This window comes from Prevotella sp. tc2-28 (genome assembly GCF_900107705.1).
Lineage (GTDB): Bacteria > Bacteroidota > Bacteroidia > Bacteroidales > Bacteroidaceae > Prevotella.
Genome location: NZ_FNRE01000009.1, coordinates 67,558 through 81,339 on the forward strand (window position 1 = coordinate 67,558; position 13,782 = coordinate 81,339).

A 13,782-nucleotide genomic window follows, 5' to 3' on the forward strand; every position below is an offset into this window, starting at 1 on the left:
CTTACATCTGACTTCTAATCTGCATGGCTTCTATCATGCGAGCATAGATCTTGTTCAACTCTTGAATCTGCTCAGCCATGTGGCGTGTCTGTTCGTTAATCTCGTCGATGGTGCTAATCTGCGAACTGGCCGACTTTAACTGCATCTCGTAGACACGGCTGATACCTGTCAGGGTGCGGTTCAAGTTCTCCATCTCCTCAGAGTCGCGCGTCAGGCGCTTGCTCTGTTCAGAGACCAATGTCAGCATCTCAGTCAGACGGTTCAATTCCTCGATATAGTTAGAGGTTGCATCTTTCAGCTCTTCAACCATCGGTTGCTCTACTGGCTGCGGCGGAGTAACGACTGCCGGACCACCAGCAAAGCTGATGGGCTGGCCCTCCCAACGTGAGGCTTCATCGCCATTTCCGACGACACCACCTACGACGGGGCCTCCTCCACCACCATTGATAACAATAGTACCACCACCGGCAACGGCAGGTGATGATGCAGCATCTGCTGTTTCTTCTTCCGGATGGATGTTGAGTTCCATACCATCTGTTGTCTTGTCAAACGGACGGTCAAAGGCAGCCAGGAAGAACACGAAGACTTCAGTACCCATACCCAAGAACAGGAAGAAATTGGCTCCGGGCAGGTGGGTCAGCTTAAACAACGTACCTAGGATAACGATGGACGCACCCCATGAATAGGCATAGTTCAGAAACGTTTGGCCTGGCACACTGTCCATCCACTTCTGCAAGCGGTAGATAAAGTTCAGTTTGCTGTATGTTGTCATTTTTTCTTTCCTTTCTTCACTTTAATCTTATCACTGGTAGTATTGGCCAGACTACGCACACAGCGGAATCCGATGTACGAGCGGGGCTGGTTCTGATATTCATACGAACGCCATGCAGAACGGATATAGCTCTCAGGATCTTTCCACGAGCCACCGCGCACGCTCTTCTTTTTCAGGCGATAGGGATCTTCGCGGGCAGCATTATACCGCAACTGCGGATTGATGTCGTTCATCGCCTCCACACCGGCCTCGGTATAGATGGTAGAACACCACTCGGCAGCATTGCCAGCCATATCGTAAAGACCGTTGGAGTTGGCACTATAAATACCTACCTTGCTGGTTATCAGATTGCCGTCCTTGGTATAGTTACCATTATCGGGCTTGAAGTTGGCAAAGAAACAGCCGTTGCCTGACATCACGTTCTTGTCTTCCCAAGGGAACTCATTCTGGTCCTTGCCACGAGCAGCAAACTCCCACTCAGCCTCGGTCGGCAGACGGTAACGCTGCACAAAACGGGCAGCAGGACCCAGTCCGCGCAAGAGATACTCCGTGCGCCATGCACAGAAGGCGTTGGCCTGTTCCCATGTAACACCTACCACAGGATAGTCGTTATAGGCGGCATTCGAGAAATAATAGCGCATATAGTTCTCGTTCTCAGCATTAGGGAAGTCGTTCACCCAACAGGTAGTATCAGGATAGATATTGACAATATACGTGTTGAGGAAGTCCCATGGTCCCGTATACTGACGGGTGATAGTTTCACGGATAATCTGACCTTCATCGTTCACATAGGCGGTATCCTTCGAAATCCATACCTGTTCGTTGGGATTAGGGCGCACGTCGGTGTTCAACACACGTTCCTCATGGCGTTCACGGTATTTGCGCTTGGCAGCCTCCGTATAGTCGTAAATCTCATAGCGGTAGTTCATCTGACGCCAGTCGAGCATCTTCTCACCTGTCGCAGGATTGGTCACATAGAGACTCTCGAAAGCACGCTGCTCATCCTCGTTGGGCTTGCGGGGCAGCGCCTTCTTCCAGTTCAGGTGAGGCTTCACGGGGTCACCGTTCTTGTCTTCCTCTATCTTATAGCTCTCGTCACCACCATAGGCAGGGTCGGCAAGGCGCTCACGCAGAATAGAGTCGCGTACGTAATTGACAAACTGGCGATACATGGAGTTGGTCACCTCATGCTCGTCCATCCAGAAGCCCTCGATGGAGATATCCTTAACGGGCGTCTGCTTGCCCCATAGCGTGTCTTGCTTGTCAATACCCATCTTAAGATGACCACGCTTGATGAGTGTCATACCATAAGGGGTCGGCTCGCTGAAGGGCCGTCCGCTCACGCCAGTTACCTCACCGCCTGCCGACGAGGTCATCTTACTGCCGAAACAGGCCGTCAGCAACAGCGATGCTGAGAAACAGAGCACTATGTTTACTACTTTGTTCATATACCTTATTTATTATTATAATATTCTCACACTCTGATGACGGTTGCGACCTTTCTTCTGAAAGTCCAGATCCGTCTGATAACCTACAAACAACTCGTGACTGCCGTTGCCTAACTTGAGAGCCTTGGTGTATATCTCATAGCTATAACCCAGCGTAACACCATGAAAGTAGCCTCCGATGAGTGCCGTCACTGAGTTGGTGGGACTGTACCCCGCACCGGCATAAAACATCTTCTGGCCATTCGTGTACTTCACACGCGTTGTCACATTCACCCGATAAGCGGTCCCATCGGTATGGGCTAGCACAGAGGGGTGTACTGATAGAAACGGATTTCTTAGCTTAATATTGTATCCGCCAGTCAAATAATACGTTCTACTGATGTTCAAAATAGAACGGTCTCCCAACTCAACAGAGGGGGCCGTGGCCCGTAGCACAGAGAAGCCAGCATACCAATTGCGGTGTGAATAATACAAGCCTGCCGACACGTCGAGGGCGGTTCCTGAGACGTCCGTTGTACTGAATGCCGGATCTTCTTTCTCTTCCAAATCGAGTTCGCTGCCCTTGAACTTCTCACTGAGCATACCCAACTGCACACCAATACTGAGCATACCTCCAAACATCCGATGTTTGTAGGCATACTGCAACGCCAGGCGCTGGTGGTCGAAGAGTCCAATACGGTCACTCATCAACTGCGCCCCCACCCCATGATAGCTGTTCAGCAGCATCAAGGGCATATCGGCACCGATATACATCGTGCGCGGAGCATGTTCGAAGCCCGTCAGCGTCATCGCATAGGCACCTGTCACGTTTAGTTTTTTCTCCTTGCCGGCTGCAGCTGGGTTAAACGAGGTCTCCATCGCCCAATAGTGGGAGAAGGATGGCTCTTGTTGTGCTGATGCGGTCAACATCAACATCCAAAACATGCCAAACAGGAGTAGTTTTTGTTTTATCACGTTATCATAAACGCAAATTGTGTTCGTTTATTGTATCTACAAATTTGCCAAACATTAGCAAAATTCGCAAAAATGGTTGCAAAATTGACAAAAGAGATACGAAATTTACAAAATGTGAGTCCGAAAGCATTAATTTGGAAGTCAATATGAAATAAAATATGTACCTTTGTGATATGTTTACACTATATCATTTATAATAAATGCAGCAAGGTAGGAAGATTGTTGAGCCCGCTTATTTGAAAGCGGGCGACAAAGTGGCCATTGTGTCACCCGCCTATTGGATATCACAAGATGCTATCCAAATGGCAGCAAATGTCATCAGGTCCTGAGGATTGGTGTCCGTGATTGGACCACATACCAAAGACCAGAATGTCAATGCTTATGCAGGGACGGCTGACAAGCGGGCAGCCGACCTGCTTTGGGCATTGGAAGTCTTGGCTCCTAAGGATTACAGGGAGCTAATGCCTGTCTAATTATCGCGTGCCTATACCCAAACGAATATCCTCTTTTGGGGTTGAATTGTAACATGGAAATGGTATTTTATGCGAAAAAAGTAACAAAACAACAAAAAAATTATGCATTTCGTTTATCATTTGTTACATTTTTTGTACTTTTGCAGCCTAAATGATAAAAAATTACTAAGTGTATGAAGAAAATAATACTACTCAGTCTTATGGTATGGCTCTTCTCTTTGAACTTTGTCCATGCCCAACTGCCCTCTGTCAACTTAAAGACTATGGACGGGCAAAGCGTAAACACTGACACGCTGTCAAATGATGGTAAGCCGTTCATCATAGACTTCTTTGCCACGTGGTGCAAGCCTTGCAACAGGGAACTGGATGCTATTGCGGAAGTCTATGAGGACTGGCAGAAGGAGACAGGTGTCAAGATTGTGGCTGTCAGCATTGACCAGGCCCAGAATATTAACAAGGTGAAGCCCCTCGTTGAAAACCATGGTTGGGAGTATGAGGTGCTGCTCGACCCCAACAGCGATTTCAAGCGCGCCTTGGGCATCCAAATGATACCCTACGTGCTCATCGTCGACGGCAAGGGTAACATTGTCTACAAGCACAATGGCTATACCGACGGTGCCGAGACAGAATTGATAGAGAAAGTCCGTGAACTGATTAAGTAAATGAAGAGAATTTCACTATATGCAGCATTCTTAAGCTGTTCACTTGCCGTTGCTGCTCAGGAAGATCAGTCGCAGCAACAGGGACTAACCCTCTCTGGAAGCATTCAGAGTGACATGCTGATACCCCAAAATGATGACAAGATAGGGGCTAAAAAGACGGATGATTTCCTGACCAATACCTATGTGGACTTGCTGTTGCAGAGCCAGCATGTTGATGCCGGTGCCCGTTTGGAATATTTGGAACATCCACTGCCCGGCTTTGAGAATGATTTCAAAGGATGGGGTGTCCCCAATTTCTGGGTAAAAGGGCGGTTAGGTTGTGCAGAACTGACGGCAGGAACCTTTTATGAGCAATTCGGCTCGGGCTTTATCCTGCGTACCTATGAGGAACGCTCCTTGGGCATTGATAACTCGCTGCTGGGTGGCCGACTTGTGGTTAAGCCTATAGATGGCCTTACACTGAAAGTCCTCTCCGGTAAGCAACGACGTTATTGGAGTTGGAAAGGAGGACTGGTCTCGGGTGCAGATGCAGAGATTAATCTTGATAAATGGTTCCCGGCTCTTCAGCAACATGACACGCGCTTGACCCTTGGCGCCTCTTGGGTGAACAAATATGAAAAGGATGAAGAGATCTTTGCAGACTTGACACATCGTTACAATCTGCCAAAGTATGTCAATGCTTGGGATGTGCGCGCCAATCTGAACCATGGCCCATGGGGCGTGTTGGTAGAATATGCCCGAAAGACGCAGGATCCGTCCTTTGACAATCTTTTTAACTATGATGCCGGACAGGTCGCCATGTTTTCTGGTTCTTATTCCCGCCATGGACTCAGCGTGCTGTTGCAGGCAAAGCGTTCAGAGAACATGTCATTTCGCAGTCAACGGAATATGATGGGTACATCAGCCTTTATCAATCACTTGCCCGCCTTTACCCTTGACCATACCTATGCTTTGGCAGCCCTCTACCCATACGCCACCCAGCTGGCATCGGGCGAATGGGCCTATCAAGCTGAACTGGGTTACAATTTCAAGCGTAAGACGGCTATTGGCGGTAAATATGGCATGAATGTCAAGTTCAACTACTCTTATGTCCGTTCCATTCAGAAAGCGTGGTTCAAGTGGGGAACCGATACCTATTATCAAGACTTGAATGTTCAGCTGACGCGCCGCTTTACCCGTGGCTTCAAGTTGAATTTCATGTATATGAACCAACGCTATAATAAAAGCGTGATAGAAGGCGAGGGTGGCATGGTACATTCCAATATCTTTGTCGGTGACGGTATGTTCCAGTTGGCACCCAAGACCAAGTTGCGTTGCGAATTGCAATATCTGCAGACCAAGCAGGATCAAGGCGACTGGGTATATGGACTGCTGGAACTCTCGTTGGCTCCACACTGGATGGTAACCGTCAGCGATATGTGGAACTGTGGTGACAGCGATATGGCGCAATATAGCGAAAACACCCACTATCATTACTACCAAGGCCTTGTCACATATAACATCAAGTCGCATCGCATCCAGTTAGGCTACGGACGTACTCGTGCAGGCTATAACTGTTCAGGCGGTGTCTGTCGCTATGTGCCTGCCACGAAAGGTGTGACATTGACGTACAATTACAACTTCTAATGGTAACCATAAAAGATGAGCCATATATATATGAATAAGGTAGACGAGTTGACGAGAGTCATCTGGGCTTTGTGTCTCTTTTCCCTGTTGCCCCTTTTGGCAGCCTGCGACCACATAGATTCAAGTGACGAACTGATTTATGTTCCTCAGCCTCCCGCAAAACGCGTAGTGCTGCTGGAAGACTATACAGGCCAGATGTGCGTGAATTGTCCTAATGGCAGCGAAGTGATAGAACAGTTATTAGAAGCCTATCCGGATAACTTGATAGCAGTAGGCATACATGGCGGTCCCTTGGGGTTCAAAGGCAATAGCAGAACCATGGGACTGGCTACGGAGTTAGGCGATGAGTACTACAACCATTGGAAGTTAGAGTACCAGCCAGTAGGATTGATAAACCGTCATGGGGCTGTCAACTACACAAACTGGATAGCGGCCGTGAAAGCGGAAGTGCTGAAAGACTCATATGTGGAGATGTCCCTTTCTGCGGTGCTGCAAGATAATCAAATACTGATAGAAGTCGGTGAACAGTCGCTTCGAGGCGGATATCAAGGAAAAGTGCAGGTGTGGGTTCTGGAAGATGGCATCACAGCATCTCAGAAGATGCCCGATGGTTCCACCAATCCTGCGTATGTTCATCAGCATGTGTTACGAGCTGTAGTCAATGGCACGTGGGGTGAAGACCTGCAAGTTGCCGAGGGCAAGGCGAAAGATCAGACCTACAAGTTTGCTGTCGACCCCTCATGGAATAAGGCAAACCTCAGCGTCGTTGCTTTCGTATATAACGACCAGGGTGTCGAGCAGGCTATCAAGGCAAAAGTAGAATAATAATCAAATAAACAAGATGCTTATGAAGAAGATTTTTACACTTTTATCATTTCTGATGTTGGGTGCGATGGCTTTTGCCCAACAGTATTATGTTTTTGCAGACAAAGACGGCAACGTCATTGAAGACGGGGCAACCATTACCCGTACAGAGGTCGAGGACGATGGCTTTAGCGTGTTGCTTAAGTCGGGACTTTACTTGAAAAACGTCGATGCCCCCTCTAACTACACGGCAACCGTCAAGGCCAATATTACCCGCATTGACAATGGTGCTGTCCAGTTGTGCTTCCCCACCAATTGTTACAGTTATGACAAGGTGGGTATACATGGTAGCGACGATAAGGCAGCATTGGAGCAAGGTAAAGTCAAAGACCTTTTGTCAGAATGGCTGCCCACAGCCTACGGCGAGTGTATCGTGGAATACACCGTACAGAATTATCAAGGTGCTTTCCCCAAGAACAAGAACAAGTACACGGTTACCGTTAAGTACAAGTATGCTGGCGCAACCGGTATAGAACAGGTGAAGAACAGCCAGTATGAAGGCCGTTGTCAGTATTTTGACCTGATGGGACACCAGAGCATGTCTGCTCAGCGCGGACTGAACATCGTCCGTAGCAGTGACGGTAGTGTGCATAAGTATATCCGCAAGTAATTATTAATATATCAAAAAAACAACGAGTTATGAAAAGATTTACGCTTTTTATAGTTGCTGCACTGATGACTGTAGTCGGTGCAACGGCTCAGTCGAAGGCTAAGCTTCAGACCAACGAAAAGAAAGTCTCGAAGACGGTCCAGACAAAGGCTCCGGAAAGACCGGTGCTGAAAGTTACAGAACTGGACAACAATGCTGTCAGCAAGTTCAAGCACCAATTGCCTAAGGCTTCTCTGCAAAAGCAGCCTTCGCTTGGCAAGCAGGTAGAAAAAGGTGTTAACTTGCAGCCCCGCAAGCGCGTTGCTGCCAACAAGGCACAGCGCCGTGCGGCTGGTGTCATCATTGACCAGCCCGCTGGCACTTATCACAACATGGCCTACGCATGCAGCTATTTTGGCTATAGCTGGATAGGTGGTCAGTATGCTGGTGAGTATAGCGATGCCTTAGGCGAAGTGGTGGAAGGCACCGATGGTTGCCTCTACATCCACAACCTGCTGACAGAGATGTCAACAGAAGAAGGCTATTGGGTCAAGGCAGAGAAGGTGAACGGTGAGGCCGATACCTATGTCATCCATGAGCAGCCTATCTATGTCGAGAACTACTATGGTGAACTCTACACCTATTCTATCATGAAGGCGGTGTATAACGCCATAACGGGTGAGATGGTTCCTGCCAAGAATACCGACATCAAGGTTACTTGGAAGGACGGCATACTGCGTACCGCCTCAGAATTTAATAACCCCAACAGCCTCGCCACGACCATTAGTGCTTATGACGATAGTGGCTATTGGAGCAGTGTCATGAACTGGAATGTCACCATGACTCCTATGACAGATGTTGCCATTACCAAGTTGCCTGCAGGTGTAGAGCCTCAGACGATGGTAATGAAGTACATCAGCGGCTATCAGGAACTTGAGTCGGAAGACGGTGGTACCACCCTTTCACCTGTTGTAGATGCCCAGAAGGTAAAGATAGCTGTCAGCGGCAGCGATATCTACTTGCAGTACTATACATCCATCGACAGCTGGATTAAGGGTACTATCTCTGGCAACAAGGCTACCTTTGCCAATCGCCAGTATTTAGGCCCTGACCGCTCTTACGGGCAACAGGCATACTTCCTCGCAGGAGATGCGGATGATAACTTCCCGGAGAATGTAGTATTCGACTATGATCCCGCTACCAACAAGCTGAGCAACTCTAAACTTTACATCTATGCAAATGGAGGCAAGGGCCAGCTTTATTATTTGAGCCTCTATGAAGACCCGGAAATCTTCCCGTTCGTAGAAACTGCTGCCACTCCGCAGCCTGTTGACGAACTCTCCATCAGTGGTTACAACTACATGCCCTCTTACGGCTACGGATATGTGGACTTCTCTATTTCCAAGTTCGATGCTTCGGGCAACTATCTTGATACGGACAAGCTATATTATAAGGTATATGTAGGCGACGATGAAAACCACTCCGTCTTTACCTTTACCCCTGAAGAGTACGCTTCGCTGAATGGTCCTGTAACAGAGATTCCTTTCAGTTACAATGATGGTGATTTCTGGTGCTCAGGTGAGTCACATGAGCTTGCTATTTATTTCAACCTGGCCAAGAACATTGGCTTCCAGGTCATCTATAAGGGCGGTGGCGAAGAGCACGCTTCCGAGATTACATGGTACTGGAAAAACAATGGTGCAGTAGGCTATGAGAGTCTGTTCCCCCAGGTGGAGAATCCTGTTGTAAACAGCGAGTTGGCCACGGGTGAAATGGCCCTCAACCTGGGTGAGGTGGCTTACGCCTTCGGTTCGGGCCGTGAAGCTACCGAGAACTATGATGTCGCCATGAAGATTGCAGACGGGTGGGATCCTGCCAAACTAGCCGGAAAGAAGATCATGGGTGTCAGCGTTCCTTTCATCAGCATCGATGGCATCAGCAATGTCAAGGTATGGCTGTCAACCTCTATCGAGCTGGGTGCTGACGGCAAGTTCACACCTAACGGTCCTTCCAAGACACTCACGTTGCATGACAACGGCTTCACCACGGTCAGGTTTGATGAGCCTTATGAGATTCCTGAGGATGGCGTATATATTGGCTACAGCTTTACGCAGGCCTACACTGACGAGGCAGCCCAGCCTATTGCACTGACTGGCAATACCAACACGGGTGGCTTTATGATTCATAGTGACAAGGTCTACCGTCTGGGGTGGGCTGACATGACAGGTGCAGAAGGCGACCTGGGTATTGAAGCCATCCTGGCAGGTGGCGATGCTGACGCTGCCGATGTGAGCGTGATAAAGGATGTATTCCTGAAGGCCGGTTCCGCTGGCAAGTCTTCTGCCCGCATTGTCAACTACGGCTATAATGGTCTGAAGAGCATTGCCTATGACTATGAGATGTTGGGCTACGACGAAGCATCTGACCAGCCGATTACCCTGTCAGGCAAGAGCGAGATTACTGGTCTCAACATACCGAGAGTGTTTGGCGGCTATGGAACAGCCATTGTGGACATCCCTGCTGCCGAGAAGATTTACGACTACGTTTTCTATGCTGATGTGACCAAGGCTAATGACAAGGTTAATGCCATCGAGGACAACAAAGGCCAGTGCAATGTCTTCGTGATGAATTTCGTGCCCAAGAAGCGCCCATTGATGGAAGAGTATACCGGCACCTGGTGTGGCTACTGCCCGCGTGGCTTCGTCGGCTTGGAGAAGATGAACGAACTCTATCCTGAGGATTTCGTGGCTATGGCTTATCATAGTGATGACCCCATGGAGGTGACAACTGACTTCCCCACCTACGACCCAGCATTCCCAACAGCTTATCTTGACCGTCAGTGGGAAGTTGACCCCTATTATGGTCTGGAAAAGGACGCCTTCGGCATCGACAAGGCATGGCTCCTGCGCAGTGAAGAGTTTGGTGTAGCTGATATTGACGTGGAGGCTTCATGGTCTGAGGATAAGAAGACCATCAATATCAAGTCAACCACTACATTCGCCCGTAGCGAAGAGTATGCCAACTATGCCATCAGCTATGCTGTTGTGGCCGACGGACTGACAGGAATCAGCGACGGCTGGGCTCAGTCTAACTATTACAGCGAAGGCTCGATGGGCTTCCCGCAGTATATGGATAAGTTCACCAATGGTGAATCCCACGTCACTGGCCTCGTGTTCAACGACGTTTTGGTGGCTTCTTCTGCTTACGAAGGTGTTGAGGGCAGTCTGCCTGAGACCATTGTAAAGGGTACTCCCTATACCCATGAGTTCTCGTTCAATGTTTCAGACATTGTCAATACTGAAGGTCTGCCTGCCATTCAGGATAAGAACAAGGTCAAAGTGGTTGCCATGCTGGTTAGCTGGAATGAGGTATTCAATGCCAACAAGTGTAAGGTGACAGATATCGGCACAGGCATTCGCGACCTGAACGCTGCTGCCGACCGTGTGGTGAAGACTGAGTACTTCGACCTCTCTGGCCGCAAGGTTCTTCTGCCCTCTAACGGTGTTTATATCCAGTCTCAGCAGTTGAAGAATGGCGAAACTGTCACTCGCAAAGTTGTCTTCAAGTAATTTGTAATGAACAGAATATTTGTCAGCCTGTTGGCTGTTATCTTCTCTATAAGTGTGCGGGGCCAGATGATGGACCCCGTACACTTTTCCTCACAACTAAAGACGTTGGAGGGCAATAAAGGTGAGATTGTCTTCTCGGCCACCATCGACAACGGCTGGCATGTCTATTCCACCGATTTGGGCAACGATGGCCCCGTGTCGGCCACCTTTACTGCTGTCAAGATGGATGGTGTGGAAATGGTGGGCAAGCTGAAACCTCGCGGCCATGTGGTGAAGCAGTTCGACAAGATGTTCGACATGGAACTGCGCTTCTTCGAGCACAAGGCAGAGTTTGTACAGCAGGTACGTTTCACCAAGCCGCAATACACCATTGAATGCTACTTGGAGTATGGTGCCTGTAACGACGAGATGTGTATGCCACCCACCCAGGTAGACTTTAAGCAGAGCGGTAAAGCGCAGGTCCTCCCAGCGGACGGTGAGGAGAAGAAGGAGACAACTTCTGCCTCGGAAACAGCTCCTATAGACTCTACTTCTGCTGACTCTACACTTGCAGACATTTCTCCCTCCTCCAATGCACCTCTCTGGCAGTCCGTCGTCGATGAGTTGCGCAGCGAGGGTGGGGCAGACGACTTGGCAGGTCACTCCTTATTATATATCCTGCTGATGGGTTTTGTCGGAGGTCTCTTGGCGGTATGTATGCCTTGCATCTGGCCCATCATACCCATGACCGTCTCGTTCTTCCTGAAACGATCTAAGAATGACAAGGGCAAGGGCATTCGCGATGCACTGACCTATGGTCTGAGTATCATTGTCATCTATCTGGGGCTAGGTCTGCTGGTGACGGCATTCTTTGGCTCCGATGCCCTCAATGCCATGTCTACCAATGCCGTCTTTAACGTGTTCCTGTTCCTGCTGCTGGTTGTCTTTGCCCTATCGTTTTTCGGCTGGTTTGAAATCAAACTGCCCGACTCGTGGGCTAATTCTGTCGATACCAAGGCATCGGCTACCAGCGGACTGGTCAGCATCTTCCTCATGGCATTCACCCTCGTGCTGGTTTCCTTCTCCTGCACAGCACCCATCATCGGACTGCTGCTCGTGGAGACTACCACCAGCGGCAATTGGGTGGCTCCCGCCGTCGGCATGTTTGGCTTTGCCTTGGCTCTGACTCTGCCCTTTACATTGTTTGCACTTTTCCCCTCCTGGTTGAAACAAGCTCCCAAGTCGGGGTCATGGATGAACACGCTGAAGGTGGTCTTGGGCTTCGTGGAACTGGCCTTTGCGCTGAAATTCCTCTCTGTAGCCGACTTGGCCTATGGCTGGCATATACTGGACCGCGAGGTGTTCCTCTCACTCTGGATTGTCATCTTCGCCCTGTTGGGTGCCTACCTCTGTGGCTGGCTCAAGTTCCAGACCGACGAGGTGGGAGGAGAACTCCATAAGCCCATGCCCGTCCTTTGCATCATGGGAGGCTTGGCATCACTTGCTTTTGCTGTCTACATGGTGCCGGGATTGTGGGGTGCGCCCTGCAAGGCTGTCAGTGCCTTTGCTCCACCCATAAGTACTCAAGACTTCAACCTCAATACCAAGGTGGTTGAGGCCCGCTTCACAGACTATGACCTGGGAATGGCCGCTGCTCGTCAGGAAGGTAAGCCTGTGATGGTTGACTTTACGGGCTTCGGCTGTGTGAACTGCCGCAAGATGGAGGCTGCCGTCTGGACAGACCCCCAGGTGACTGACAAGTTGACGAAGGACTATGTCTTGATTTCACTCTATGTCGATGACAAGACTCCGCTGGCTGAGCCGATGGAGGTTACCGATGCACAGGGCAATCAGAAGACGCTTCGTACCGTTGGTGCCAAGTGGAGCTATCTGCAGAGCCATAAGTTCGGGGCAAATGCCCAGCCGTTCTATGTGCTGCTCGACAATGAGGGGCATCCCCTGTGTCCCAGCCGTGCCTACAATGAGGATGTTCAGGCATACCTGGACTTCCTGCAACAGGGCCTCCAGCGCTATAGTGCCTTGCATACAAAATAGTGTTTGCAAAGGCAATACGGACAAACCCTGTTCAAATATTGAGCATTTGTGCCATTATTGTGCCACTAAAAACGGCTTTTTATACACAAAAAACGAGGTGTGCAAAAAAATAATAATTTGCACACCTCGTTGAAGTTTAATACACATACTTAGGTTCTTTACAATTTCAGAGATGACTCGGCCATCAGCCTTTCCTGCCAACTGCTTGCGGGCTGTGCCCATTACCTTTCCCATCTCCCTCATGCTTGTGGCTCCAATTGCGGTGTGAATAATACAAGCCTGCCGACACGTCGAGGGCTGTTCCAGAGACGTCCGTTGTACTGAATGCCGGATCTTCTTTCTCTTCCAAATCGAGTTCGTTTATTGTATCTACAAATTTGCCAAACATTAGCAAAATTCGCAAAAATGGTTGCAAAATTGACAAAAGAGATACGAAATTTACAAAATGTGAGTCCGAAAGCATTATTTTGGAAGTCAATATGAAAAAATTATGTACCTTGTGATGTGTTTACACTGTATCATTTATAATAAATGCAGCAAGGTAGAAAGATTGTTGAGCCCGCTTATTTGAAAGCGGGCGACAAAGTGGCCATTGTGTCACCCGCCTATTGGATACCACAAAATGCAATCCAAATGGCAGCAAATGTCATCAGGTCATGGGGATTGGTGCCTGTGATAGGACCGCATACCAAAGACCTGAATGTCAATGCTTATGCAGGGACGGCTGACCAGCGGGCAGCCGACCTGCTTTAGGTAGCAACAGTTTCCTACCCATCATTGAAGGTGCCTTT

General features: G+C 49.1%; 11 protein-coding genes and 1 pseudogene. 8 read left to right on the top strand and 4 right to left on the bottom strand.

The annotated features are described in order from the left end of the window. Position 1: 1 nt before the first annotated feature. The 3 genes from gldL to BLU47_RS09150 are packed head-to-tail and all read right to left on the bottom strand — an operon-like array spanning position 2 to position 3,174. Positions 2 to 772 (bottom strand): type IX secretion system motor protein PorL/GldL, encoded by a 771-nt coding sequence (gene gldL, locus BLU47_RS09140; RefSeq protein WP_091961529.1) that lies wholly within the window; start codon positions 770 to 772, stop codon positions 2 to 4. Continuing rightward, positions 769 to 2,220 carry a T9SS ring complex lipoprotein PorK/GldK gene (locus BLU47_RS09145; RefSeq protein ID WP_091961532.1) on the bottom strand — a complete coding sequence of 484 codons (1,452 nt, stop codon included), beginning with the start codon at positions 2,218 to 2,220 and terminating at the stop codon, positions 769 to 771. Before BLU47_RS09145 ends, gldL begins: the two co-directional genes overlap by 4 nt. A 15-nt stretch (positions 2,221 to 2,235) precedes the next feature. After that, on the bottom strand, positions 2,236 to 3,174 hold the full coding sequence (locus BLU47_RS09150) for a PorP/SprF family type IX secretion system membrane protein (protein ID WP_091961534.1): 939 nt from the start codon (positions 3,172 to 3,174) through the stop codon (positions 2,236 to 2,238). A 341-nt stretch (positions 3,175 to 3,515) separates the two neighbouring features. On the opposite strand from BLU47_RS09150, the gene BLU47_RS15165 reads away from it, so the two are divergent. The 7 genes from BLU47_RS15165 to BLU47_RS09180 all read left to right on the top strand — a co-directional run bounded on the left by BLU47_RS15165 (position 3,516) and on the right by BLU47_RS09180 (position 12,991). Further along, the gene (locus BLU47_RS15165) at positions 3,516 to 3,647 is read left to right on the top strand and encodes a hypothetical protein (RefSeq protein WP_255402137.1); all 132 of its coding nucleotides are present in this window, start codon (positions 3,516 to 3,518) and stop codon (positions 3,645 to 3,647) included. A 173-nt stretch (positions 3,648 to 3,820) separates the two neighbouring features. Then, positions 3,821 to 4,309 (top strand): TlpA family protein disulfide reductase, encoded by a 489-nt coding sequence (locus BLU47_RS09155; RefSeq protein WP_091961537.1) that lies wholly within the window; start codon positions 3,821 to 3,823, stop codon positions 4,307 to 4,309. Next, positions 4,310 to 5,935 (top strand): DUF6029 family protein, encoded by a 1,626-nt coding sequence (locus BLU47_RS09160; protein ID WP_091961540.1) that lies wholly within the window; start codon positions 4,310 to 4,312, stop codon positions 5,933 to 5,935. 30 nt (positions 5,936 to 5,965) lie between these two features. After that, complete coding sequence (locus tag BLU47_RS09165; RefSeq protein WP_176780522.1) at positions 5,966 to 6,760, top strand: Omp28 family outer membrane lipoprotein; 795 nt, start codon at positions 5,966 to 5,968, stop codon at positions 6,758 to 6,760. A 22-nt stretch (positions 6,761 to 6,782) separates the two neighbouring features. Beyond that, complete coding sequence (locus tag BLU47_RS09170; RefSeq protein WP_143025520.1) at positions 6,783 to 7,409, top strand: hypothetical protein; 627 nt, start codon at positions 6,783 to 6,785, stop codon at positions 7,407 to 7,409. Between the two features lie 29 nt (positions 7,410 to 7,438). After that, positions 7,439 to 10,957: a hypothetical protein gene (locus BLU47_RS09175; protein WP_143025521.1), complete on the top strand. Its 3,519-nt coding sequence runs from the start codon at positions 7,439 to 7,441 to the stop codon at positions 10,955 to 10,957. A 6-nt stretch (positions 10,958 to 10,963) separates the two neighbouring features. After that, entirely contained in the window at positions 10,964 to 12,991 is a 2,028-nt protein-coding gene (locus BLU47_RS09180; RefSeq protein ID WP_091961553.1) for a protein-disulfide reductase DsbD family protein, read from the top strand. A 150-nt stretch (positions 12,992 to 13,141) separates the two neighbouring features. Here BLU47_RS09180 and BLU47_RS15170 read toward each other — a convergent pair. After that, a pseudogene (locus BLU47_RS15170) lies at positions 13,142 to 13,246 on the bottom strand (GatB/YqeY domain-containing protein); the annotation flags it as partial. Positions 13,247 to 13,522: 276 nt separating this feature from the next. Here BLU47_RS15170 and BLU47_RS09190 point away from each other — a divergent pair. Continuing rightward, positions 13,523 to 13,744, top strand: a complete 222-nt coding sequence (locus tag BLU47_RS09190; protein ID WP_091961555.1) for an LD-carboxypeptidase — start codon at positions 13,523 to 13,525, stop codon at positions 13,742 to 13,744. Positions 13,745 to 13,782: the final 38 nt, after the last annotated feature.